Annotated in this window: 19 protein-coding genes; 8 read left to right on the plus strand and 11 right to left on the minus strand. The window is 56.5% G+C overall.

Annotation, left to right across the window (positions count from 1 at the left end):
* On the plus strand, window positions 1-1,264 hold a 1,264-nt coding region (locus AABZ39_03550; protein ID MEK6793823.1), incomplete at its 5' end, for an N-acetylmuramoyl-L-alanine amidase.
* A gap of 192 nt (window positions 1,265-1,456) precedes the next feature.
* On the plus strand, window positions 1,457-2,536 hold the full coding sequence (locus AABZ39_03555; protein MEK6793824.1) for a sugar phosphate nucleotidyltransferase: 1,080 nt from the start codon (window positions 1,457-1,459) through the stop codon (window positions 2,534-2,536).
* Between the two features lie 6 nt (window positions 2,537-2,542).
* On the opposite strand, the gene tgt is transcribed toward AABZ39_03555, so the two are convergent.
* The 8 genes from tgt to AABZ39_03595 all read right to left on the minus strand — a co-directional run bounded on the left by tgt (window position 2,543) and on the right by AABZ39_03595 (window position 11,049).
* Window positions 2,543-4,579: a tRNA guanosine(34) transglycosylase Tgt gene (gene tgt / locus AABZ39_03560; GenBank protein MEK6793825.1), complete on the minus strand. Its 2,037-nt coding sequence runs from the start codon at window positions 4,577-4,579 to the stop codon at window positions 2,543-2,545.
* A 73-nt stretch (window positions 4,580-4,652) separates the two neighbouring features.
* On the minus strand, window positions 4,653-5,918 hold the full coding sequence (locus AABZ39_03565) for an inner membrane CreD family protein (GenBank protein MEK6793826.1): 1,266 nt from the start codon (window positions 5,916-5,918) through the stop codon (window positions 4,653-4,655).
* Window positions 5,919-6,003: 85 nt separating this feature from the next.
* Window positions 6,004-7,437, minus strand: a complete 1,434-nt coding sequence (creC, locus tag AABZ39_03570) for a two-component system sensor histidine kinase CreC (GenBank protein MEK6793827.1) — start codon at window positions 7,435-7,437, stop codon at window positions 6,004-6,006.
* Complete coding sequence (gene creB, locus AABZ39_03575) at window positions 7,434-8,105, minus strand: two-component system response regulator CreB (GenBank protein MEK6793828.1); 672 nt, start codon at window positions 8,103-8,105, stop codon at window positions 7,434-7,436. Before creB ends, creC begins: the two co-directional genes overlap by 4 nt.
* 52 nt (window positions 8,106-8,157) lie before the next feature.
* Window positions 8,158-9,291 (minus strand): serine hydrolase, encoded by a 1,134-nt coding sequence (locus AABZ39_03580; GenBank protein ID MEK6793829.1) that lies wholly within the window; start codon window positions 9,289-9,291, stop codon window positions 8,158-8,160.
* Window positions 9,292-9,360: 69 nt separating this feature from the next.
* Window positions 9,361-10,104 carry a WecB/TagA/CpsF family glycosyltransferase gene (locus tag AABZ39_03585; protein ID MEK6793830.1) on the minus strand — a complete coding sequence of 248 codons (744 nt, stop codon included), beginning with the start codon at window positions 10,102-10,104 and terminating at the stop codon, window positions 9,361-9,363.
* Window positions 10,104-10,487: a polymer-forming cytoskeletal protein gene (locus AABZ39_03590; GenBank protein ID MEK6793831.1), complete on the minus strand. Its 384-nt coding sequence runs from the start codon at window positions 10,485-10,487 to the stop codon at window positions 10,104-10,106. The genes AABZ39_03585 and AABZ39_03590 overlap by 1 nt, the downstream gene beginning before the upstream one ends.
* Window positions 10,488-10,578: 91 nt before the next feature.
* A complete protein-coding gene (locus AABZ39_03595; GenBank protein ID MEK6793832.1) occupies window positions 10,579-11,049 on the minus strand; it encodes a MarR family transcriptional regulator in 471 nt (156 codons plus the stop codon).
* Window positions 11,050-11,118: 69 nt separating this feature from the next.
* Here AABZ39_03595 and AABZ39_03600 point away from each other — a divergent pair, with 69 nt between their 5' ends.
* The 3 genes from AABZ39_03600 to AABZ39_03610 all read left to right on the plus strand — a co-directional run bounded on the left by AABZ39_03600 (window position 11,119) and on the right by AABZ39_03610 (window position 17,618).
* Window positions 11,119-12,390, plus strand: coding sequence for a TolC family protein (locus AABZ39_03600; GenBank protein MEK6793833.1), 1,272 nt, complete (start codon window positions 11,119-11,121; stop codon window positions 12,388-12,390).
* A gap of 10 nt (window positions 12,391-12,400) precedes the next feature.
* Window positions 12,401-15,535 (plus strand): efflux RND transporter permease subunit, encoded by a 3,135-nt coding sequence (locus tag AABZ39_03605; protein MEK6793834.1) that lies wholly within the window; start codon window positions 12,401-12,403, stop codon window positions 15,533-15,535.
* Between the two features lie 79 nt (window positions 15,536-15,614).
* Entirely contained in the window at window positions 15,615-17,618 is a 2,004-nt protein-coding gene (locus AABZ39_03610) for an extracellular solute-binding protein (GenBank protein MEK6793835.1), read from the plus strand.
* Between the two features lie 4 nt (window positions 17,619-17,622).
* On the opposite strand, the gene AABZ39_03615 is transcribed toward AABZ39_03610, so the two are convergent.
* The 3 genes from AABZ39_03615 to AABZ39_03625 form a co-directional block, all read right to left on the minus strand.
* Window positions 17,623-18,447, minus strand: coding sequence for an AraC family transcriptional regulator (locus AABZ39_03615; protein ID MEK6793836.1), 825 nt, complete (start codon window positions 18,445-18,447; stop codon window positions 17,623-17,625).
* Window positions 18,448-18,516: 69 nt separating this feature from the next.
* Window positions 18,517-19,818 carry an alpha-L-fucosidase gene (locus tag AABZ39_03620; protein ID MEK6793837.1) on the minus strand — a complete coding sequence of 434 codons (1,302 nt, stop codon included), beginning with the start codon at window positions 19,816-19,818 and terminating at the stop codon, window positions 18,517-18,519.
* A gap of 188 nt (window positions 19,819-20,006) precedes the next feature.
* Window positions 20,007-21,071 carry a uroporphyrinogen decarboxylase family protein gene (locus AABZ39_03625; GenBank protein MEK6793838.1) on the minus strand — a complete coding sequence of 355 codons (1,065 nt, stop codon included), beginning with the start codon at window positions 21,069-21,071 and terminating at the stop codon, window positions 20,007-20,009.
* Between the two features lie 109 nt (window positions 21,072-21,180).
* Here AABZ39_03625 and AABZ39_03630 point away from each other — a divergent pair, with 109 nt between their 5' ends.
* The 3 genes from AABZ39_03630 (at window position 21,181) to AABZ39_03640 (ending at window position 25,107) form a co-directional block, all read left to right on the plus strand.
* The gene (locus AABZ39_03630) at window positions 21,181-22,044 is read left to right on the plus strand and encodes an AraC family transcriptional regulator (GenBank protein ID MEK6793839.1); all 864 of its coding nucleotides are present in this window, start codon (window positions 21,181-21,183) and stop codon (window positions 22,042-22,044) included.
* Between the two features lie 255 nt (window positions 22,045-22,299).
* Window positions 22,300-23,127: an AraC family transcriptional regulator gene (locus AABZ39_03635; protein MEK6793840.1), complete on the plus strand. Its 828-nt coding sequence runs from the start codon at window positions 22,300-22,302 to the stop codon at window positions 23,125-23,127.
* 282 nt (window positions 23,128-23,409) lie between these two features.
* Window positions 23,410-25,107, plus strand: a complete 1,698-nt coding sequence (locus AABZ39_03640; protein MEK6793841.1) for a glycosyl hydrolase family 28 protein — start codon at window positions 23,410-23,412, stop codon at window positions 25,105-25,107.
* Window positions 25,108-25,137: the final 30 nt, after the last annotated feature.

Here is a 25,137-nt window from a genome sequence, read left to right on the forward strand (position 1 = left end):
ATCGTTCAAGGCATGTCCGCGCCGCCGTGCCGCACGCCCCCTCCGCGCATCGGTCATCATCGCACTTGCGCTCATCACCGCATACGCCGCTTCCCCGCGGGATGTCATCTGTTCACCCATCGATGAGAAACGCGACTCCGTCGACCTTATCGAGCTCTGTGACCTCTCGGGTATATCATACCGCTATGACCAGCTCTCGCGGCGATTGACGCTCTCCAAGGACGGTATGACCGCGGATGTCGTCGCAGGGGATGCCCTTTTCACCTACAGCGGTCGCATAAGCACATCGGACTCGCCCGTCGTCGCGAACGGGATATTCACCGCATCGGCGGCACTTGCATCGAACCTCACGGCACTCCTCGGGAAGAACACACCGGGCGGGATACGATTCAGCATCGCTGACAAAGCGCACACGAACGACACGCGATCGAACACCGGCATCGCCTTCTCCATCGAGGAGAAGAAGATGAACACCATCACACAGACACCGCTCTCCGAGGTGACGATACGCCCGCGTTCGGCGAATGTCGAGGTGATAGTCATCGACCCGGGGCATGGCGGGCGGGACCCGGGGGCCATCGGCGTCGGCGATATACGCGAAAAGGACATCGTCCTCGATATTTCCGGCATGCTCCGCGATGCGGTAAGCCGTGCCGTGGGTCCGTCGACAAAAGTGGTCATGACGCACGACAAGGATGTCTTCATGACGCTCGAGGACAGATCGATATTCGCCAACAATGCCATCGGCATAGGCACGAAAGAACAGAAGAACGGCATCTTCGTGAGCGTGCATGCGAACGCGTCGTTCAACCGCTCCTCGCGCGGCTTCGAGGTGTACTTCGTATCCGCCGTCGAATCGAGCGAGTACGCGCGCGCCACCGCATCGTTCGAGAACAGCTCCGTCATCGATTTTGAACGCGGGAGCTTTTCCTACACCAATTACACCGAAGGCATCTACTACAAGATGATAATCGAGCAGTATCAGAAAGAATCGAGCATGCTCTCGGGGTTCATAAAGGAAGAAGTGTTCAAGGGCGTCCGCGAGGTAGCCGAACGGACAAAGCCCGTACAGAGCGCGCTCTTCTATGTGCTGAAGGGCGTTCTCATGCCGGCGGTGCTCGTCGAGACGGGATTCGTCACCAATCCGCAGGACGCGAAACTCATCACCGATAAGTCATATCAGGCCGAGATGGCAAACTCCATCGCAGCGGGCATTGTGCGGTATGTGCGGCTCTTCGAGAAGACGAAGGGGTTCACAGAGTAGATCTCGCCTGCGGGCGTGGTCACCGAGCTCTTGCGCTGAGCCTGGTCGAAGCGTGTCGCGATGCCGCGCCGGGGAAGATCTGGATTTTTTTTGCACTTTGCACGCGACATCCGGAGCTATTGACTCCCCGCACACCGACACTATACTGTGCACCAGGCAGGTATCATCGTGAAAAACGTAAAAGCATCTTCAATGAAGCGCGCCGTCCTCATCATGGCAGGCGGCAAGGGCGAGAGGTTCTGGCCGCTCGGGCGCGTGAATCTCCCCAAGCAATTCCTCCGCATCGGCGGGAGCGAAACGCTCATCGGCAGCACCATTTCCCGCATGCTCGACCTCGTCGACAGGGAGAATATGTTCATCGTCACCGGCGCGCGATATCGGAAGGAATTCGAACTGCATATGCCGGATTTCCTCGCGGCGAACATCATCTACGAACCGGAGGGGCGCGACACGCTCCCGGCGGTAGCGTATGCGAGCGCCATTATCAAGGAGCGTCTCGGTGAATGCGTCATTGCCGTGCTCGCTGCCGACCATATCGTCGGCGACCTCTCGAAATTCCACGCCGTCATGAGAACGGCGTACGATCAGGCTGAACACGACGAACACGCGCTCATCACGATAGGCATATCGCCTGTTCGTCCGGACACGAATTACGGATATGTCCATGTCGGGAAAGCGGTCGAAAGCTCGGACGTAAAGACGTTCTCCGTGTTGGCGTTCAAGGAAAAGCCGGACAAAAGGACGGCGGAACGATTCCTCTCGGTCGGCGACTATTACTGGAACAGCGGCATGTTCGTCTGGCGCACGGACGCGCTCTTTTCCGCCATCGAAAAGAACGCGGCGGATATACACACCGAACGCACAGCCGTTTCCCGCGCACTTGCCGCAGGCGATGCCGCGGCGGCGGAAGCGGCATTCCTCCGCATGCGAAAGGTCTCCGTGGATTTCGGCATCATGGAGGGAGCCAAGCGCGTGCTCTGCGTAACGGGCTCCTTCGGCTGGGACGATGTGGGATCGTTCAGCGCCTACGAGCGCATCTATCCGCGCGATGAAAAGGGCAATACCCTCGTCGGAAAAAGCGTGGCGGTGAACGCGGCGAATTCCATCGTCATCAATAATTCCGATACGCTCGCCGTCATCGCGGGCGTCGAGGATATCGTCGTCGTTCGTACCGAGGATGCGCTCCTCGTCTGCCGCAAAGGTGATGACGCTGCGGTGAAGGATGCGCTTAAGAAGCTCAGGGACGCAAGCGGATACGAACGCTTTCTCTGAACGCGATCACATCCGCTGCACGGCCGATAGGAACTGCGGATGTGTCTCGATACGCCGTTCCAGATCGGCTTTTTCATCCTCGGAAATATTCACCGGATATTGTGACTGGCTCCGTCGCCAGCGCGTAAGCCATTCCTCATCGAGGAGTTCGGGCTTGCCTGGATGCGATCGTGCACCGGAAGCCTCTGTGAACGCTATCGTGGTGGATGCTTTCGGCCCGGTGGGCGCACCCTTCGCAACGAAAAAACCCGCAGCGAGGAGCGCCGTACGCACGGCGGTAGACACCGAGTAGGTATAAAGCTCGGCCGATCGTGTGCCGCAATGACGCATTATCCGTGTGAACACATCGGAACCCCAGAGCCCATTGCCGGTTTTTGCGGAGAACATGTCGTAATAGATATGATCGGGTACCGGCGCCGAACCCATGTGCTCGAGGAAATCGCCCTCTCGGAGCTCCCAATGGAGAAGCCCGGAACTGTGTGCATATCTTCCCATGGATAATATCTCAGCCGGGGCTCGATGGTGAAGATGGGGAAAATGGCCGGAATGTTTCGATGCAAGCCTCAAGGGATCGAGGTCGTTCTCAAAGCTCACCATGGTAAGCGGACGCACGCCCCCGTTACTCTCGTCGAAGCATTTTTCAAAACAGAAGAGTGCCGCCATTGCGTTCGATGCGGCGCCGAGTCCGACATCCCAGATGACAAGAGCATCGGTCCTGTCACTCTCCCGAAGGCGTTGCGCGAGAAATGACTGCCCCACATACAGACGCTCGGCCTCTTCAGCGGGCGGACTCACCGAATGCATCACTTCCCCGGAGCTTATCTGGCGTATGCTGGAAAACCCTTTGGGCGATGCATGCACCTCGAAATCGCCGAGCCGGCGGGCGAATGTCTTTTTCTTCTTCGGCAGAACGCTCGGGTTCTCCTCGTCGGTGCGGACAAGCTCCACACGCTTCTTCTCATAGAACGCCATAAAATCATCGCGCAGTATGCTCTCGCGCATCTCGCGCATGAAGCGATGATAGAACGCGAAGTTATGAATGCCCAGAAGATGCCAGCCGAGGTGTTCGCCGGTCTTGACGAGGTGGCTGATATAGGCACGCGAATGATTGCGGCAGGTATGGCAGTCACAGTGCGCATCGACGGGTTCATCGGAGCATCGATAGACATTGCGCCGGAAATGGAGCTTGCCGTGCGATGAAAAAGCGGTCCCATGCTGCGCGTACTGTGTGGGAATGATGCAGTCGAACATATCGACGCCGCGATGCACCGCTTCGAGGATATCTATCGGCGTACCCACGCCCATGAGATAACGCGGCATGTTCTCCGGAAGTTCATCGGTCACGACGCCGGTGAACTCGTAACGCTCGGCAGGCGTTTCGCCGACGGCAAGCCCCCCTATCGCGAGTCCATCGAACGGCAATACGCGAAGGAAAGCGGCGCTCCTTTTCCTGAGATCGCGATGGCATGCCCCCTGCACTATCCCGAACAATGCCGCGGGTGAATCCCCCCGCGCGGCAAGCGAGCGCTCGGCCCAGCGATGCGTGAGTTCCATCGCTGCCTTCGCCTCATCGTACGGAGCGGTCGACGGTATGCACTGATCGAGCGCCATCATGATATCGCTTCCGATGGTCTTCTGCATCGTGATACTCGACTCCGGCGAGAGAAGATGCATCCTGCCGTCCACGTAGCTCCGGAAGCTCGCGCCTTCTTCCTTCATCATCCGTGCATGCGGCAGGGAGAATATCTGGAAACCGCCTGAGTCGGTAAGCACCGGTCCGTCCCAGTTCATGAACCGATGGATACCGCCCACTTTTTCAAAAACATCCGCGCCGGGGCGCAGGAGGAGATGATACGTATTGGCGAGAAGTATCCGCGAGCCGGCCGCCTTGAGTGTTTCTACGGTCTGGCTTTTCACGGTAGCCTGTGTGCCGACGGGCATGAATACCGGCGTCTCTACCTCGCCATGCAGCGTCGTAAATCGTCCTGCGCGGGCTTTCGATCCGTGCGCAGTTCTTTCAAGGGTGAATTTCAAGCGTGACATCGGGCGGTAGTATATTCCCGTACCGGCATACCGTCAAGAAGCACCTGTGCGTTTCACGGGTGCATGCACCTGTTCATTCACTTGTACCGGATGGACCCGATGGCCTCGAAAACACCATCCCCCAGTCGATCTTCCCCGTCAGCTGCATCAGCACAAAAAGGGTTATTACGGACACGATAGTGAGCATAAAACCAGTGGTGCCTTTGAAGAAGAACGAGAACGAGAATGTGATGAGATATACTATCTGCGCAAGCGGTGAAAACACAAAAGCGAACAGCGTGGTAGTGAATATCCTCAGATATGATGACACCAATACTATCGACACCACGGACGCAATAGCGAAGGCGAGACCGATCGGCATTTGATCGGAAAAGTAGGAGAGTATGAGATTGAACGCAAAAAACGCGGCACCTATAAAGAAATAATTCATCGGGTGCAGCCGCACCTTCATGATCACCGAGAGTATAACAAGGATGAAAAAGTAAAAAAGCATCGGCACCGGGGCGAAGAACGTGATGCGGCTTGCGATCTCACCCGGCGTCTGTTTTTCGGGCATGGACAATCCGATATTTTTCCCGGTGACGGCAGATGAGTATGTCCAGAACAATTTCCACCCCGTACTTGTCGCTTCCTTCTTTACCGGCGAGAGATAGCCGCCATTGGGGAAGTCGATATCCTTGAAATCCGTCGTCATGACGAGACTGAAGTTCTTTATTTCCTCGGCTGAGGACGACTGCGGATTCAGCAGATAGAACCATTCGCCGGTGCCGGTCGTAGTATACGATAGGGAAACATCCATAATACCGTCGGCGGGAATGTGCGCACACAGCACTTCGGTGTACCCTTCCTTCACAGCGCCATTGACGGTAATGCGCATGGCGTCGTACACAACGTCCGATGATCCGAGCGGTATTTTTGCATACACTTGCCGGCCGTACGACGTTGTATTCCTTGCCGTATAATGAGCAGCATAGCGCACACGATAGGTGGGAAACCAGAGAAGCCCTTTTTTTCGCGGGTCCATATGGAAATCAGCGGTAATGTCGGATGAAGCGAGCGCAATGGACACCGGTTCATCACGCCATTCCTTGATAACGGCGCCCTGTGCATTGGTGACCGGCAGTCCGTTGACGTTCAGCATCGGCCGGAGCTTTTTTTCGTAGTAATAGAATCCGGGGGACGAGATACACTGCCTGCCGCCGAACAGGTTGTTCACCTCTGCGCTCATTTTGCCTGTCGATTCCTTCGTGCGAAGCGAATCGGTCACACCAAGTATCATCCATGCGGCAAAAAGCCCGAGGAAGATAAGACCGATCGCGAGTATCTGTTTCACCGACATACCATGCCTCCAGGATCATTTTCTGATATTCAATATATCCTGCGGCGGTAAAACGAATATGAAGTGTATGTGAAGTATATGGAGCCTACTGTTCCAGGGGAAGCGTAAAGGTCACAACAGTACCGCCGGACGCCCGATTTGCCGCTGTCACGCGTCCGCCGTGCAGCTGCGCGACCTCGCGAACAAATGGCAGTCCGAGACCGGTGCTTTTCCTTCCGGTGCCGGGGCGCGGAAGCGAATAGAATTTATCGAATATTTTCTCGACGGCATACGATGGAATGCCCGTCCCCGTGTCGCTGATGACGATCGATATATCCCGCGATACGCCAGCCGCTTCGATGACAATGCGCCCGCCGCTCGGCGTGAAGTCGAGTGCGTTCTGCACGATATTGGCGACGGCCTGCCTCAGGAGGAACTCATCGCCGTCGACGGCCAGCATGGATGGAACGTGTGTATCGATCGTAATGCCGCGCACGATCGCCGTCGGCTCGTGGCTCTTCGCGATCTCATGAAGCATCGACGAAAGGTCAACGGGCTTAACGGCATCAAGTGAACGGCGATTCTCAAGCGAGGCGAGTGTGAGAAGGCGATCGGTTATCGCACGGATGCGCTGCGATTCATGCCGTATATTCTCGAGGAAACGCTTCGTCTCCGCGGGCGGCGTCCCTGCGGCGAGCAGTTCCGCGGCACCGCTTATGGCAGTGATCGGAGATTGTATCTCGTGAGTAAAACGCTCCACGAACTGTTCCACATAATGCCGTCCCTCAAGGGCATCGCGCATATCGCCGAGCGTGCGCCCGAGCGTACCGATCTCATCCGTGCCGAGCCGGGGGAGCGGCGTTCGATGCGTATCCTTGATCGATCTCGCATATGCGGTAAGCCTTTTGATCGGCCTCGTCACCGACAGGTATAAGAACAAACCGAGCAGGATGATTATCACACTGCCGGTGATGATGACGCCGGCTCGAATCCGGCGTTCGGTATTCGTCATGAACAGCGTGAGCGTCCCCGTCGGTTTCCCCACCGATACGACGCCGATAATGGCGTTGTTCCGGCGTACCGGCGCCGCGATGTAGAGCATGCCGGTATTCGGGTCTTTCTTATCGGCACGCGTCGCCCGGGCGCCGTACGAACCAGCAAGCGTGCGCAGGACGTCGTTCCAGCGCGAATAATCCTTCCCCGTATCGCCGCCGGACGAATCGAACACGACGATGCCTTTCGAGTCGGTCACATACACACGAACATCCACATTCGTCTTCACACGTTCATAGATGCGCGCCGCAAGCGGTTTCGCATACGCTGCCAGTACCGCATTGCTGAGATCGGCGCTAACAAGCATCCTCTCGGTCGCCGTGCGCTCGACGATGGATGCAAGAACGAACGCGGTATCGATGAGCGGCTCTTCAAGCGATTTCAGGTATTGCGGGCGGATATCACGCACCGCCCAATCGAGGAACACGAGGAGGATCACCGCGCTCACGATGACTATGCCGGAAATGATCCGCGTGTGTATGCTCATCGTGCCGTTCTGAGCGAATACCCGATGCCGCGATGCGTCACGATCGGGTCATCGGTCTTCCGTATCTCGTGCAATTTCTGCCGTATCGTCTTCACATGCGTATCGATGGTGCGGTCAAAGCTCCCGCCCGGGTCGTCCCACACGGCTTCCATGATCTCGTCGCGTGAAAACACCTTCCCGGGGCGTTCGACAAGAAGTTTCAGGATAAGATATTCATACCGCGAAAGCATCACCGGTGTACCATAGAATGCTATGCTGCATTGATCCGTGTCGATGACGAATGCGGACGATGATGCCACCGCTGCATTTTCCGTACGGCGAAGAACGGCCTTTACGCGCGCAGCAAGCTCACGCGGGCTGAACGGCTTAGTCACGTAATCGTCCGCACCGATCTCAAGACCCACAATGCGGTCGACCTCCGCGGTGCGTGCGGTAAGAACGATGATCGGAACGTGCGATGTCCTTCGAACCTCACGGATCACATCGAATCCGCTCATATCGGGAAGCCCCACATCAATAATGAGCAGGGCGGGACATCCTTCTCTGAACGCCGCTATGCCCGCAGCCCCCGTACCGTGAACAACGGCGGTGAACCCTTCCTGCGAAAGCGCGAACACGATGGTATCCGCGATCGCCGGTTCATCGTCGATGACAAGGACGCTGCTCATGCAGAACACTATACCGTCTGCCGGATAATTTTCAACACCGCGCTCTTACCGTTCATCGAAGCACACGTCCGGCACCAGCCTCCATCAGCTTCTCTCCGATGGTCCTCACCGGACGAAAATTGCCTGCATTCGCAAGAACAATGACACCGAGGGGCATATCACGACGGAACATGAGATATGCGGAATAACTTGGTGTAACGCCGTTCTTCTTATAGAACGTAACGCCGTCCTTTATCTCCCTGTCGACAGCGAAACATATCTGCTCTCCATTCGCTCCATCACCCATCGGCGAAACCGCCAATGAAGCTGCCGCATCAAGCGCGGTTGGCGCACCGGTCAGCGCGCGTATGAACGTGCACATATCGTTCGCGGTTGTAACAACAGCGCCGGCACCCGCAAGCACGCCCATTTCCGCAACACGCCCGGGTATACGCGCTCTCTGCTTTGCTGTTGCATAGGTATAGCCCTGCACTATCCGCCCCCGGGCATGCATGTCCATTCTTCCGAACTCGCCCCATGTCGAACCCATCCCCAAGTCACGAAGCACGTACGTGGACAGCATGTCATGAAAGTCCTTTGCCCCGCATTTATCCTCCAGCGCTATCGCTAAAAGACCGATGCCGATGTTCGAATACCGGTATTTTTTCTCAGGGCGCACGAATGTCGCAAGATATGCCGAAAGTTCCCCGCGCGAGTATCCGCTCGCCGGGCTCATCGGGTCGATAGCCGTATCAGGCCTGCCGTCGCCATTGCGGTCGCCGAACGGCGGCATTGCCGGAAATCCCGCATGGTGTGAAACGAGCTCGCCGAGCGTGACCGCCCGAATCGGAGGTACGGCCAGGTCTTCGTGCAGATACGCAGTGACAGCATCGTCTGCATGCATCGCGCCGCCGCTTTCGACCATCATGCGCGCGAGAATGAGGCCGGTGAACACCTTGCTCACCGAGCCGATCTGGAATATGCTCTCGCCGTCGGGCGCGTGTATCCCGTCCGTAGAAACCCCGTATCCGCATATGATATTCGTCCCGCCGGCGACTATGCCTACCGCTATCGCCGAGCAGGCCTCGAGGTCATTCTGTGCCGTCTTGATGTGCGGCATGACCGCAGCGTCCGCGATGGTTCGGAGGTGCGCCATATCGATGGCGAACGAGGGGTAGAACGCCAAAAACATCATAATCTTTTTCATCGACACACCTCGAAGAGCAGCACTTTCCAGAAGTGAAATAAAAACACGAAAGCACCGCGCGCTGGTCTTTCAGGTTTTCGAACGCTTCCCCATGAGCCGTTCACGGAAGACATGGAACGCGAGACCGAGGTAGCGGAATACACGGAACACGCGGTACGGCCGCGCGATGATATCGGAGAGCCATTCGAGCTTTCTATCCACCGCCCAATCCGGCGAGGGCTTTATCCTGCCGCTGTATCGATTGAGGCCTTCTTCGCAGCCGGCATAGTACACGAGGCGCAGCTCGTCCTTATGCTCATTGATGAAGAGAACGTCCTTCGGGAAACGAAGAAAGGTGAGGAAGAACGTCGCATCCGATTTCCGTATACCCTCGCGCACCTTCTCTTCCCATCCATTGGGTATCTTCTCGCGATATGAACCGACGATGTTCAGCGAAGGGAAAAGCCGCTTTACGCCGCGCTGGAGCGCGATGAGATGCTCTTCATCGGCGCCGAAGATGAAGAATGACAATCCTTTCTTATCGGCGAACGAGAATATCTTGTTGAGGAGCACGTTCTCCGGAACGATGGGAACGTACTGCCGGTAGAGGAAGCGCAATGCCCAGGCCACGAACCTGTCGGAGGGCAGGACGAGATATGCATTATTGACGATATCCCTGAGCGCCTTGTTCTTTTTCTTCCGGAGCATGAGGAGCTTGCGCGTATTAAGCGGTACGATGAGGTTCCCGCGCATGCCGATGCCTTCCGCGATGACCTCGGACAGTTCACGATCGGGGATATCGACACGTACGCCGAATATCGTCTTCGACGTCATCAATTCGTCCCGCTCGGCGGTACGGTCTCGCTCACCGGGGTGCCGTCCTCACGGAGCATGCGGCATATCCCGGTAAAGGTGACGCCGTCGGCCATTTTGAGCTTATGGGTGGTGATATCGCCGTGCACCTCGGCGGTGGGCCCCAACTCGGCCTTATGCGAAGCATAGATATTCCCGTGGACAATGCCTTCTATCGCCACGACATCCGCCTTGATATCCGCATTGATGACAGCACCCTTCCCGATGTGGATGAACCCGCCGCAGGTTATCGTCCCTTCGAATTTCCCTTCTATCTTCATGGACGTATGAAGGCTGATATCGCCCTTCAAGGCGACATCGGGGCGGACGACGGTCGCTATCTCAAGATTGCGAATGTCGCGCAATAATGTCCGTATTTCTTTTGGATCGCTCATCTATGGTATGGGGTTGTATCCGTTGCTTGCTTTCTGCCTCAAGTGTACCATGCACGGCGTTTTATTTCAACATGATCTTTTCCGCGAGGGAATACATCACAGCCACCGCAGCCCGAAGACGGCGGCGGTCGGACACCGATAAGAGCGCTATTTTCGCCTTGATATGCGCATGCACCTTCGCGCGGACACGAAGTGCCGTCGCCCTCCCTGCCGGCGTAAGCGTTATCGAAACCGCCCGACGGTCAATATGGCTCCTCGTCTTGCGGACATAGCCGAAACGTATAAAGCGATTGACAAGGGGCGTGAGCGCCCCCTTCTCTATGGATAAATGATTGGCAAGCGCCGTGGCGGTCATTGCCTCCGTACGGAGCAGGGCGAACAGTGCCCGCCGCTCGGTACGCTTCAACCGCTTCCCCGTGACCGACTCCTCGAAGTCGCCGAGCATACGCCGCATGAGGAGCGGCTGCCCATGGAACAGATGCTGGATGAAATCGGACGATGCCGCCCGCCCGTGGCTTGCATTTAGTAACATTTATTACTATAATACCCCTACTGCCGTTCTTGTCAAGGCGCGGCGGACATCTTTCCTGAGGAATCGCGCGTGAAACCCTTGTTCCTGCTCATCTGCGCTCCACTCGCGTTCGCCGCGGAGGCACGTACCCTCGCCGAATGTTTCGCTTCCGCCCGGACCAATGACGCCGTGCTCATCCAGCGAGAAACGCTCACCCAGACCGAAGAGCGCGCGGCGCAGGCGTTCGGCGCATTTTTCCCTACGGTCGCCGCTTCGGGGTCGATACTGCTCCGCAACAATATCGCCCACGACGGGCTTGCCAACAGTTCGTACGGCAATGCCGATGCGCAGGGCATCAAACTGAGCGTTACGCAGCCGATATTCCGCGGTTTCCGATATATCGCAGCCCTCGATGCGGCGAACAATAATCTCGCTGCGGAAAAAGAGAACCGCGACTGGCTTTTCCTCGCGCTCTATGCCGATACCGCCGCCGTCTTCTACAGCGTGCTCGCGCTCGAGAACGACCGTGAGCTCCTCAGTAAGCAGGATGCAGCGTATAATGACCGCATCAATGACCTCAAGCGGCGCGTCGCCATCGGCCGTTCGCGCCCGACGGAAGTGCTTACCGTTGAGGCGGCCCGCGCGCAGCTCTCAGCCGTCCTTGAAGCGGTGTCCGCACAGTGCGAAAGCGCACGCGATGTCTTTTCATTCCTCACAAAGCTCGATCGCGCGACGACCCTCTCCGATGCTGCGGAGCTTGACCTCACGCTCGACAACGAGCTCGCATATCGTTCGCTTGCAGCGAAGCGCCCGGATGTGCGCGCACTGCAGAAGAAATGGGATGCAGCAAAAGCGAACACCGCCATTGCCCGCGCGGCGCTCTTCCCGAGCGTCGACGTCGGCGTGAACGCCTATGCGAACCGCGGCGGCACGGCATCGGGGTCTTCTGCCGATGTCGCATGGGACGTACAGCTCACCTTCTCCTATGCCCTTGACACCGCGGGTGTCTTCCTTTCGAAGATGCGCGAAATAGAATCGCTCGAACGGCAGGCATCCCTCGTCTATGCGCAGGCGCTTCGGGCGGCCGAACGCGACATCACATCCCTCCATCACGTGGCGGCTGCGGATATCGCGCAGCTCGCCGCGCTGACCAAGGCATCGGAACTCGCCGAGCGCAATTACCGCGAGACGTTGAACGATTATAATTACAGCCTGGTAAAGATACAGGATGTCCTTACGGCGCTCATATCGTACCAGGATACGAAGCGGACGCTTGACCGCATGCGCTTCACCGCAAAAAGCGATCTGATCAAGCTCGAATCGATAAGCACACGACTCATCGACCGCATACGCGGCAATTAGGCGGCACCCCATGACATTATCCGATCTTTCCATCAAGCGCCCCGTATTCGCGTGGATGCTCATGTTCGCGCTCATCGTCTTCGGCGGCATTGCGTTCGTTCGCATGGGCGTGAGCAAGCTCCCCGACGTCGATGCCCCCATCATATCCGTCTCCTTCTCCATGGCCGGCGCATCGCCCGAGATAATGGAGACCGATGTCGTCGATATCGCCGAGAGCGCGTTCATGACGATACCCGGCGTGAAGCTCATCACCTCAAGCACGCGGTACGGCGGCGCGCGTGTCACCATCGAATTCGAGATGGGGCGAGACATGAGCGTGGCGCAGCAGGACGTACAGGGGAAACTCCTGCAGGTGCAGCGGCGGCTGCCCAAGGACCTCGACCCGGCATCCATCACCAAAACGAACCCCGAAGATCAGCCCATCATGTTCCTCACGCTCGAAAGCGAGACGATAGCACGCAAGGACCTCATGTCCTATGTGCGCGATGTGCTGCGCGATCAATTCACCAAGATCGCCGGTGTCGGCGACGTGACGACGGGCGGATACATCGACCCCAATCTCCGCGTGTGGATAGATGACGCGGCCCTGCGCAGATATGATCTTTCGGTCGTGGATATCATCAACACGGTCGCCAATGAGCACTCGGAAGCGCCCGCCGGCTATGTGCAGTCCGGCGCGAAGGAATTCAATGTCCGTACGCTCGGCGAAGCCTCGACGGTCGACGAATTCAAGCGGCTCACGATAAGCACTCGCGGCGGTCAGCCGAACTATCTGCCGATCAAGGTGGGGCAGGTCGCCGATGTCCTGGAAGGCACCGCCGATATTCGGAGCATAAGCCGCGCCATGGGGCGCAACGCAGTAAGCCTCGGCATCATCAAGCAGCGCGGGGTGAACGAGGTCGATGTCGCGAAGTCCGTGCGCAAAAAAGTGAAAGAGCTCGGGAAAATGATGCCCGCCGGCATGCAGATAGCGGTCAATTTCGACTCGAGCCAATACACCGAACGCGCGCTCGATGACATGCGCTTTACGCTCATCCTTGCGATAATACTCACCGCGCTCGTCTGCTGGGTGTTCCTCGGATCGTTCTCATCCACGTTCAACGTCCTTCTCGCGATACCCACCTCCGTCGTCGGCACGTTCATATTCCTGTACTTCTCCGGCTTCACGCTCAATACATTCACCCTCCTTGCCTTAAGCCTCGTCATCGGCATCGTCGTCGACGACGCCATCATGATGATGGAAAATATCATACGGCATCGCGAACACGGGATGGGGAAAGTGGATGCCGCCGTCGTCGGGGCACGTGAGATAACCTTCCCTGCCATCGCCACCAGTATCGCCATCCTCGCCATATTCCTCCCGGTCGTGTTCATGCAGGGCGTCATCGGACGTTTCTTCTTCCAGTTCGGCGTAACCGTCGGCATCGCCGTCATGCTCTCGCTCCTCGAGGCGATCACCCTCACACCGATGCGCTGCTCGCAATTCCTCACCGTTGCCCCGCGCGTTACGTTCTTCGGGAAAGCGGTCGAGGGATCGCTCCAGTGGCTCAGAGAAAAATACCATGCCGTGCTCAGCGTGTTCCTCAGGCACCGCTGGAAAGTGATAGCCGGTGCGTTCGCCTTCTTCGGATTGAGCTTTCTCATCGTTCCCACGCTTCGTCAGGAATTCATGCCGACGGAGGACATGGGGCGCTTCATGATACGCCTGCAGACCAGACCCGGATCATCGATCGAATTCACGGATGAACGGACGAGGGAGGTCGAGGCATACCTGGCGAAACGGCCGGAGGTCGATCGCTACTTCTCCATCATCGGCGGTTTCGGCGGCGGCGATGCAAGCTCAGGCATGGTCATGGTTTCGATGAAGGAGAAGGGAAAGCGCGGATGGAACAAGAAGCTCGGCAGAGCGCCGACCGCACAGGACATGATGGCTCTATGCCGCACGGAATTGAAATTCATAACCAATGCGCGGCTCACCATGTTCGATCCCTCCGTGCAGAGTTTCGGTGTCGGCGGCGGACGCCCGGTGGAATTCTCAGTGCAGGGACCGGAATGGGAAAATCTCGTCTCGAACTCACAGACGATGATGGATGCTCTCGGCAAGACCGGGCTTGTGTCCGACCTCGATACGAGCTATCGCCTCGGCATGCCGGAGATACAGGTGGTCCCGGACCGCAATCGCGCCGCGGCCTACGGCGTGAGCGTAGCCTCCATCGGGCAGATAATCAACGCCATGATAGGCGGTGTCGTCGTCGGCGATTATGCAAGGAACGGTCACCGCTACGATATACGCGTCAAATTGAAGGAAGACAAGCGCGACAAGATGGAGCGCATACGCGGGCTGTACGTACGCAACAATCGCGGCGAGCTCATTCCCCTCTCCGATGTCGTCAAGATATCGATCAAACCGGTCCTGCAGTCGATACAGCGAAAGAACCGCCAGCGCGCGATAACCATCTCCGCGAACGTTGCACCGGGAAAATCGCAGCGGACGGCGCTCGATACCGTTGAAGCCACGGCACGGAAGGTACTGCCTCCGGGATACTACATCTCCCTCGGCGGCAATGCCCTCACCTTCCAGCAGTCGTTCAATGACCTCTATTTTGCGATGCTCCTCGGCATCATCGTCGCCTATATGGTGCTGGCATCGCAGTTCAACAGTTATGTGGACCCCATATCCATTCTCCTTGCGCTCCCGTTCACGTTCACCGGTGCGTTCATCGGATTGAAGTTGACCGGCCAGTCGCTCAACATCTACAGCCTTATCGGCCTTATCCTCCTCATGGGTCTCGTGAAAAAGAACTCGATATTGCTCGTCGATTTCACGAACAGGATACGTGAAGAGGGAGAAGGCGACGTGACAAAGGCGCTGCTCAAGGCATGTCCGATACGTCTGCGCCCCATTCTCATGACGTCCATGGCGGTCATCGCCGGCGCGGTGCCGATAGCCTTCGCACTGGGACCAAGCGCGGAAAGCCGCATCCCGATGGGCGTTACCATACTCGGCGGCATGATAGTATCGATGGTGCTCACGCTCTTCGTGGTACCCTGCGGCTATTCGCTCTTATCGCAAGTGGAAGGGAAGAAAGCGCATCACCTCATTGATGTGGACAAGATACTGAAGAAGCACAAAATTCAGGGATAATATCCACCGCCGTCGCGATTGTTTTTTTCTGCACATCGCTGTACACTGCCGGAATGATACCCCGATCGAGGAGTTGCACATGAAAGCCGGGACAGTTCTTGGAAAGATCAAGGAATATATCGGCATCATCGCCATCGTGATAGCGTTCGCCGCCGCGGCTGTCGTGGTCGCGCTCAATAATATCACGATAAGCAGGGACGTGAACTATACGGTACAGCCGGGAGACACGGTCGCATCCATCGCGAAGGCGTACAGCACGACCGTGCAGAAGATAGTCGACATCAATTATCCCGACGTCACCGAAAACTCGAAGCTTACCGTCGGTGCAAGCATTCGCATACCGAAAGGCGCGCAGGGCAAAACAATAACCGTACGCATCGCCCACTGGCAGCTTGAGCCGGGCGTACGCGACGGCATCATCTACATGGCCAAGGAATATCAGAAGCTCCATCCCAACGTGGTCATAGCACAGAACGCCGTGCCGGAGACCACCTACAATCAGTGGTTCACCACGCAGATGGTCGGCGGCACACCGGCCGATCTCATGGAGCTCGGCAAAGTGGCCCAGCCCCTCATGGTCACGTATTACATGCGTTATTTCGTACCCCTCACCGAATATGTAACGCAGCCCAACCCGTACAATAAGAACAATGAGTTCGCGGGAGTATCGCTGCGCGACACGACGAAGGACGGGCTTAAGAACGCATACATACCGGAAGTACAGGAATACATGGGCATCGGTCTCTCGCAATTCCTCGTGCGTATGTATTACAACAAGACGCTCCTCTCCAAGCTCGCCGGCTATACGAACGCCCCGAAGGACTGGCGCGAATTCATGGACGCCTGCGAGAAGATATCGGCTCATCAGTTCATCAGCAAGCCCAACAGGAAGATACTGAACGAATATGCGGCCCGCATACAGACCGCTGAAAAAAAGCTCGTGTCCGCTTCCGCCGATCAGAAAGCGGTGCTTGAAAAAGAGATAGCCGAGTGCAGAACAAAGTCCGGTGAATTGCTCAAAATAGTCCCGAAATATGTGCCTATCGCTAATTCACAATATCAAATGGGCGCCATCGAGAACAATATGTTCAACGTCATGACATCCAAGGCGCGTCAGATCATAGATTTCAATCACGACTGCACGGTGGATTTCACCGAGGTATTCATCGGCTTTAAGACAAAAAAAGTAAGCTTTAATTATCCGCCGTACCGTGCGCGCTTCGCACTGGTGTCGAATTTCACCAAGCACTGCATACCGGGATTCGTGGGGCTTAACCGCGATGACGGCGTGCTCCTCTTCGTGCAGCAGCGCGGTATTTTCCTCTCCACCGGCACCTGGGATGCGCAGATGCTCGAAGAGCAGGCCAAGGACAACGGCTTCGATGTCGGCATCATGGAATTCCCCATACCGTCGAAAGATGATCCTGAATACGGACAATTCGTGGAAGGCCCCGCATTCGAAGACCCGGCGACCGGATTCATGTTCGGTTGTCCCACCCCCGAGAGCGCACCGGAACGGAGAAAAGCGGCCATCGATTTCATGCTGTTCATGTCATCGAAAGAGAACAATATCAAGCTCAATGAAATGATCGGATGGATACCGTGCGTCAAAGGCGTGGAGGGTGTCGGCATACTGAAATACTTCCAGCCGCATGCTGACGGCGTCATGCCGGGTTTCAATGTCAACATTGGCGGGGAAACGACGATCAAATGGCAGCAGATGTACGCGCTCTATCAGGTCGGGCAGATATCGTATGAAAAGCTCGCCGCTGAATTCGAACCGTTCTATCTCGAGCGCGGGCTTAAGGATTATTTCCTCGTCAGCAAGAACTGGCGTCGGAGCGTCATCATCGATGAAAAGAACCTCGCGTCGCTGCGCGCGAAAGCATTCCTCGCCGGGAAAGGTCCGCGCAAGGATGAATACTGGTCAAAATATCGCTATGTCATGCTGCGCCCGGTCGGAAATACGATAGGCACAAGCTATACGCGTGCGCTCATGAAATCAGCAGAAGACAAGAATTTCACCGCACCTGATGCGTATGAATATTCCGACGTAGCGAAAAGACGTCTGCGGCGCATATAAAGGATCATCCATTGCCCTTTCTGCGAACAGCGGAAGGCGCAATGCCGATAACGCGTTTGAACGCTGTTGAGAACGCGAACACATCGGTGTAGCCCACCGCCTCGGCGATATCCGCAAGGGGATAATCCGAAGCAGCGATAAGCTCCTCGGCGCGTTTCATCCGAAACGATGTCACCATCTGCATCGGCGGTTTTCCGAAGATACGTTTACAGAGCCTCGTACACTGCGCGGACGACAGCGACATACGCTCCGCAAGGGCCTTTGCATCCCACGCGATCCTTATATCAGCGTTCACCGCACGCCACAGCTCGGAAAAACGGTCACGTACGGCATCATCCGCATCCCGCGGCATTATCGCTTCGTTCAAGGCATCGACGATGAGCGAGGCATAGAGCGCGGACCTGTGCTCAACACCGCTCGCTGTTTCGTAGAGATAGCCCTCCATCGCCTGCATGACGGCGCGGAACGACGGTGAGGCTCGCACGATGATATCCTTCGGGAACGAAGGCTTATCGATATGAAGCCATGCTATGCCCCATGTCCGCTTCGCATGGTATCGGTATGCGCATCCCTTCGGTGCGAGCAGGAGATCACCCTGCGCGAGCTGACGTTCACCGGTTTCGGTGCTGAGCACGCCGCCGCCCGCAAATGTATAAAGCGCGATATGGAAAGTCGAAGATGGACGTCCGATATCATAACCGGCGGCAATATCGCTGATACCGGCAAGCGATATTCCGCGCGCACGAAGGATATCACCGGGCTTGCCCGAAAGCGGGAGAAAGCGCTCACGGCATTTTGCGGGAATTGAATGGCGTTGCACAATATCCATACGCGATGATTATACAACCGCCTCGATATCGTGCAAGATGCTCAACGCATTTTTACGATGACCGTCGCTTTATATATTCCCGCCGGAAACATCCGTGCCTCCGTGAAGCTGCGGATAATAGCTCGCTCGCTTGAACTCCGGTTTCTCGGCGAACTCAAGCGCGATGACGGCAATGCCGAGCACGCTGTCGGGAGACTTCTCCGGGAGCCCCTTCAGGATAATGCGATGTCCTTTCTGCTCGAACGCTATCGATGATCCGTCCTTCAGGAGTGTGACCGACTTGAGCAGCGTCGAGAATCCGCCGACACCCATCTCACCGCCCTTCGGCCATATCCAATTCCAGAGATACACGGTATTTCCGGAGAGCGATGTTCCACAGACGCCGTTCGCGCCCCAGGGAACGGTCTTATCTTTTTTCCCGTACACGGCCGGACCGTTCTCCGCTATCCATTGACCGACCTTGGTGAGCGGCGCAACGGCATCAGCAGGCACCGAACCGTCGGGAGCCGGTCCGATATTGAGGAGAAGATTCCCCTTCCCTGCCGTCGCCGTATTGAGCATCTTCACGATGCGCTGCGGGGTATAACTGTACGGGAGCGCCTGCTCGGCATCCACATAGCCCCAGCTCAGATCATTGAACGTCATGCACGCTTCCCAGTCGCGGTCCTCGGCGGTGATATGACCCTCAGGCGTACCGAGATCCTCGGGGAGCTTGCTGCGGTTGTTGATGATGATATGCGGCTGAAGCGATCGCACCATTTGATTCAGCTCAAGCGAATCCCATCCTTCCCACGATTCCATCGGCGCGGACACATCGTACCAGAGCACATCGATCTTACCGTACTGCGTCATGAGCTCGCGGTTCATTTCCTTGATATACTTCGTGAACCGTGCGCGCGCTTCTGTGTCGAAGGCAGCGCGCCAGGCGTCGGGATGATGCCAGTCCATGAGCGATGAGTAGAAACCGATGCGGAGGCCGAATTCACGGCATGCATCGACGAATTCGCGTACGATATCGCGCTTGGGACCGAAGTTCATCGCGTTATACGGATTGACCTTGGAATCCCAGAGGCTGAACCCTTCGTGATGGCGGGTGGTCATCACCATATATTTCATCCCCGCCTTCTTCGCCAGAGCGGCCCACTCCCGAGGCGCCCCCGGCTTCGGGTTGAATTTTCCCGCCAGTTTCTCGTATTCGGCTATAGGGAAATTCTCGAGCGCCATAGCCCACTCGTGACGCCCCATGATCGAATAAAGACCGTAATGCACGAACATGCCGAAACGCGCATCACGGAACCACTGCATGCGCTCATCGCGCGTCGCGGCGGTCTGCCGTTCATAATCACCCCTGCTTAATTTCGTGAATTCCATCTAACACTCCCTGCCGTATTCGGCGGTTCTCGGAATGTCTGAAATATAAGCCCCGTACGATGACAGGGACACATATCAGATTGTCTTTTTGGTGGACTATATTGACGTCGCAAAGAATGCCGATCATTCACTGAACAGCATATCTTTCCATACCGCTCAGGACATCGAGTCGATTTTGCCGGTTGATATTATAGTACTGCATATCTTTCCATCGCGTCCATAAGCGCCTTCACATTCTCAAGCGGCACACCGGGGTAAAGTCCGTATATCATCATAAGCCCGCCCTCCTTCGTACCAAGACGCATCACCTCTTCACGGATGAGCGCATCGATGTCAGCGGGGCTCCCGTACGGCGTTATCTTCTGGCGGTCGATATCGAGATCGACGCAGACGCGCCCGGCGAAACGCTCGGCTATCCAGTCTATGCCGTTGACAAGGTCCTGCAGATTGATCACCTCAACGCCGCCCTCGACAAGATCATCCGCGAGCGAACGGATGTCGCCGTCGGAATGCATGTGAACGATGATGCCCTTGTCGCGCGCCATGTTCATCATGCGCTGATACGCGGGCTTGATGAATTTCCGGAACATATCGGGCGAGAGCATGGGGCCGACCTGCATGCCGAGGTCCTCGGGGAATGAAAGCATGTCCGGTGAAATATCGATCCATCGGCGTATGTATTCGGTGTTGAAATCGGAGACCATATCGATGAGCTTCATCAGCCGCGCATCCTCATCCGCCATATCCATGATAAGGTTCGTATAGCCACGTATATCCTGCAGCCTGAGGAAGGTATGCCCATGCGGAAGCCCGCCGGCAATGAAGCGCCCTTCTGCCCTGCCCTGCTTCACATACGCTCCTGTCTTTTCCCAGTCGATGGGATAGGTGCCATCGGTCTTTGCCGGATCGGGGGAGTGATAATCGTCAAATCTGTCCCATGATGCGAGGGGGTTCATATGCACGGTGCCGGTAATGCCGTCATCAGCAGTATGCCATATACAGCCCCAGGGATCGGTATAGGGTTCAGACGCGCGGGCATTCGCCCCGAAATAGGGGACGATGACACCGCTCTCCGGACGCTTGAAACCGGGGAACAGAAGATCATGCGATTCCATAAGATCGAGGAGCGCCGCCTGCTCATAATGATGCCAGCACGCGGCATTGATACCGAAATGCATCGGGATGATATCCGGGCGCTCAAAGCGTATCGCCCGAAGCTTGTTCTCTCTGCTCTGCATGGCGCATGCGGTCATGGCTTCCTCCGTACACGGCGGCTTGTTTCCTTATGGATATATGATAATCTAGTTCATGAGATCGGCGTTCATGAAAGTATGCCGGAGTCCGGTGTACAAGGGATGGTCCATGGCAAAACGTTTCGCAGCACGGCGCATGGCAGCCCAGACCGAAGCGATCGGAATACCGCAGATCGTTTCGGCGGGATACGATTCGCCGAAAAAAAGCATCGGGCTGAACGAGCACATACACCGCGGGATGGAGCTCGTCTATCTCATGCGCGGACGGACATCGTGGCGTCTACCCGACAAAACGATGACGCTTGCCGGGGGCCAATGCTCGCTCATGCAGCCCTTCGTGAAACATCAGGGGGACATGGACATCATCGAGCCGTGCACGCTTTTCTGGATAGTGTTCGATCTGTCCGTTCCCGGATATACCGGCGGGATATCCCGTTCCGATGCCGCATCACTTCGGAGAACATTCACCGCCGCAGGCACGCTCGTGTTCGATATCACCGACATGCTCCATACCGCATTCATCGCACTGTACGACGCCCTCCTCGCCCTCGCCGTGAAAGACCGGCATGCCGGCATGATGCTCCGCTCATCGCTGCTAGCCGTTCTCTGTCAAAGTGCCCGCGCCTTACAGAACCCGGCACGCCGTTCCACCGCCGATCTTGACCGCGCGCTCTCCTATATCCGTGCGAACTATCGAAAAAAAATGAGCGTTCGTGAACTCTCCGACATCTCCCATCTGAGTGAAAGCACGTTCCACGAGCACTTCGCCATAGCATTCGGGATATCGCCGATGGACTATGTGGTCCGTGAACGCATCCATCATTCGAAAGCGATGCTCGCAGGCAGGAGTCCCGTCACTGATATTGCGCTTGAGCTCGGCTTCGCGAGCAGTCAGCATTTCGCCACTGCGTTCAGGCGTTTTACAGGGACTACGCCCTCTCTTTTCCGATCCCGCAGCCGTCGCGCTCTCTGAATGAGTGAATTTTTTTGCAGGTGAAATGCTCTGATCGATTGACGCCAAATTAAGAGGGATAGACACGAATTGCACGAATAACCACGAATAATTCGTGGAAATTAGTGTAATTCGTGTCTGGCTGCTGATTCCGGCCTCATGCAATTATTTCGCTGCGTTACCACAATAGAAAGTCACACACGCTCTCTGATCGCTCATTGACGGGGTGTTCCGGCATATGTATACTTCCGATGCATGAGAACACCGGCTCCGCACATGATGAAACGACCGCACGCTGAACCGCGTCTTCACATCGAACTTTCGGCAGGCGGATTGCATATACATCGCTCCGCGTCGGCGTCCGTCGCCGTTCACCGCCACGATTTCCTCGAGCTCATGCTCGTGGAAAAAAGCGGCGGCAGACACTGGATCAATGACCGCTCCGTACCGCTTACGAAGGGCGATGTGTACTTCATCGGTTCGTATCACGCACATGCGATCACCGGCGGCAGGCGTTCGTCGTATCGTATCATCGCGTTCCATCCCGATTGCATCGCTGTCGGCGGCCAACTGAGTCCGCTCTACGCACTCTTCTGCGATCCCCGGCGCGCCCCTCACGTCCATTTGTCCGCGAATCGATTCAGGCACGTATGCGCCCTCATCGATTTTATCGAATCCTCCGCGCAGGAACAGGAAGCCGCTTCCGCGCGGGCGCTCGAAGCACTCCTCCTCTATATTGCTCCTGCACGGACCGAAACTACAGGACCGATACCGCTCACGGTGCTCCGCCACATCGATGAGCATTTCCGGTCCGATGTACGAAGCGACGCCCTCGCCTCCTCACTCGGCATTTCTCCCTCGCGTCTGGCGCAGATAATGCACACCGAGACAGGAACATCCATCAAGGACTTGCTCCTGCGTCGCCGGATCGCGGAAGCAAAACGGTTTCTCCTCACCACTAACGGAACTATCGGAGAAGTCATGCGCGGATCCGGTTTTAACGATGCCAGCTACTTTCAGCGGACGTTCCGCAGACTGACGGATACGACGCCTCAGGAATTCCGCCGGACCCATGCGCATACCGGCATGCAATCCCGTCCATAATAATTATCGATCCGTCCACTGCTCCCCGGAAGATATGACAGTATTGTATTGACATACTCGTTACGCGATGCCGATGCACTACTACAAATTCGAAGTTCGGCGAAAAGCAGAAGGCTCTATGATACGATGGGAGGTTATATGTTGCTATGGAAGCGTTACCGTCAGCGTAGAGTGTTGGGGCTGATAATACGAATTTGGCGGCTTGATTTCTTCGAAAATGGAGCCGCTCGCTGCTGGCTGCACGCCCTTGACAAAAATGATACCGTCTGCTACCGTGAAAATATGAAAAGTACATTCCTTCGCGGACTTTCCTTCCTGTGCTTCATGACCGCCCTGTCCGGTTCTGTCCTCGTGCCGCAAAATGGTCTCATCCAATTCGACGGCTATGTTGTCGGTCCCGTCGTCGATAAAAATGATTCCCGATTGATCATTCGCGTCGAACGGGTATGCGATTCGGCCGGGTACAATAGAACACCGCCGTCCGCTGTTCTTGGGCGTGATATCGTTGCCGAACGCTCGACGAACCCTGCGTGGGCAAAAACGATCGGCAGCCAGATCTCGAATACAACCGTCGGCGGAAGGATAAAGGCGCGGCTTGAATGGTCAGGCTCTCGCAACACACTCACCGTTATCTCGCTCTCGGCGTTCGCCGACACGCCCCCATTCGCTCCGCGCATCGCCGATGAGATCGCGATTTCCGTGAACGGCATTGTCGTACCCGTGTACGATTTCTTTCCGAGAACGAATCTGCAGCAATACCGCATACCCGTCATGCGCATGCCGCTTGCCGTATTCGCGTTTGCTTCTGCCACACAGGTGGTGATCGATACGGATGAGGAGATAACCAATGTCGTCGTACGTCCGCTCTCCGTGGGAATAACGGCCGTACGCGAAGGGAAACGGGCCAGGTTCCTGATGGCGAAGCCCGCATCGTTATGCGTGGAGATCAACAACAACATTCAGCGGCCGATATTCATATTCGGACACGCACCGAAGCGCCCGATCGCAAGCTCACCGACGGTACGGGTATTCGGCCCGGGCATACACGATGCCGATAACATATATTGCACGAGCGGCGAAACGATCTACTTTGCCGACGGCGCAGTGGTTCGCGGACGCATCGGATGTTACGGTGCGACCAACGTCGCCATTCTCGGCAATGGAATTCTCGTTCACGAGGACTGGGGCGATGCCCCGCCGATACTCCTCCATGGCTCGTCGAATGTGCGTATCGAGGGACTTACGGTCGCAAACCCCAAGGATCAATGGTCGGTCGTTCTCAACACCTCGGTCGATGTTACGGTCAAAGGGGTCAACATCCTCTCCATGCGGCGCGACGGATTGGATGTCAACGGCAGCAGCTCGGTAGCCATTTCCGATTCGCTCATAGTCGCCTGCGACGATGCCTTCGCGATAAAATCGACGTCATACGGCGGCGTGAACGGCGCCCCGGTATCGAATATCCGCCTCACCGATTCAACGATCCTTAACTGGGGGTTCGGCCGTGCCGTAGAGATCGGATTGGAACTGCACGCACGCTCTATCGAGGATATCCGCCTGCAGAATATAGATATAATCCGCTCCACACGCGGAGGAAGTTATCAGGGGCTCACGGAAAAACAGAAGCAGAATATCGCGGAAATCCCGTTCTATGCCGACGCTGCGATCAGCATCGATGTTACCGATCATGCGTGGGTCCGAAACGTGCGCTTCGAGAATATTCGCATAGAGGAATGCACCGACCCGGCGCTTTTCATCGCGAGGGTAATTCCCTCTCCCTATGTCTTCGGTACGAAGGAGCGCGGACGCATCAGCGATATCGCGTTCGATTCAATATCGCTTCTTTCCGCACCTGTTCCGCCATCCTTCGTCTACGGGCACGATGGCGATCATCGTGTCGAATCGATCGTTTTTTCCGGCATAACGCTTGCGGGGAAAACGGTTTCATCGGCGATCGATTTATCGCTCTATACGAATTAATACACACGCGGCATTGAATTCAGTTAGTAT

The sequence above is a fragment of the Spirochaetota bacterium genome, from assembly GCA_038043445.1.
GTDB lineage: Bacteria > Spirochaetota > Brachyspiria > Brachyspirales > JACRPF01 > JBBTBY01.

Bases quoted from the DNA above. Each gene is read 5' to 3' on its own strand.
- AABZ39_03555 (MEK6793824.1), top strand. From the start codon at position 1,457: ATGAAGCGCGCCGTCCTCATCATGGCAGGCGGCAAGGGCGAGAGGTTC.
- tgt (MEK6793825.1), bottom strand. From the start codon at position 4,579: ATGTCACGCTTGAAATTCACCCTTGAAAGAACTGCGCACGGATCGAAA.
- AABZ39_03565 (MEK6793826.1), bottom strand. From the start codon at position 5,918: ATGTCGGTGAAACAGATACTCGCGATCGGTCTTATCTTCCTCGGGCTT.
- creC (MEK6793827.1), bottom strand. From the start codon at position 7,437: ATGAGCATACACACGCGGATCATTTCCGGCATAGTCATCGTGAGCGCG.
- creB (MEK6793828.1), bottom strand. From the start codon at position 8,105: ATGAGCAGCGTCCTTGTCATCGACGATGAACCGGCGATCGCGGATACC.
- AABZ39_03580 (MEK6793829.1), bottom strand. From the start codon at position 9,291: ATGAAAAAGATTATGATGTTTTTGGCGTTCTACCCCTCGTTCGCCATC.
- AABZ39_03585 (MEK6793830.1), bottom strand. From the start codon at position 10,104: ATGACGTCGAAGACGATATTCGGCGTACGTGTCGATATCCCCGATCGT.
- AABZ39_03595 (MEK6793832.1), bottom strand. From the start codon at position 11,049: ATGTTACTAAATGCAAGCCACGGGCGGGCGGCATCGTCCGATTTCATC.
- AABZ39_03605 (MEK6793834.1), top strand. From the start codon at position 12,401: ATGACATTATCCGATCTTTCCATCAAGCGCCCCGTATTCGCGTGGATG.
- AABZ39_03610 (MEK6793835.1), top strand. From the start codon at position 15,615: ATGAAAGCCGGGACAGTTCTTGGAAAGATCAAGGAATATATCGGCATC.
- AABZ39_03615 (MEK6793836.1), bottom strand. From the start codon at position 18,447: ATGGATATTGTGCAACGCCATTCAATTCCCGCAAAATGCCGTGAGCGC.
- AABZ39_03620 (MEK6793837.1), bottom strand. From the start codon at position 19,818: ATGGAATTCACGAAATTAAGCAGGGGTGATTATGAACGGCAGACCGCC.
- AABZ39_03625 (MEK6793838.1), bottom strand. From the start codon at position 21,071: ATGACCGCATGCGCCATGCAGAGCAGAGAGAACAAGCTTCGGGCGATA.
- AABZ39_03630 (MEK6793839.1), top strand. From the start codon at position 21,181: ATGGCAAAACGTTTCGCAGCACGGCGCATGGCAGCCCAGACCGAAGCG.
- AABZ39_03635 (MEK6793840.1), top strand. From the start codon at position 22,300: ATGATGAAACGACCGCACGCTGAACCGCGTCTTCACATCGAACTTTCG.
- AABZ39_03640 (MEK6793841.1), top strand. From the start codon at position 23,410: ATGAAAAGTACATTCCTTCGCGGACTTTCCTTCCTGTGCTTCATGACC.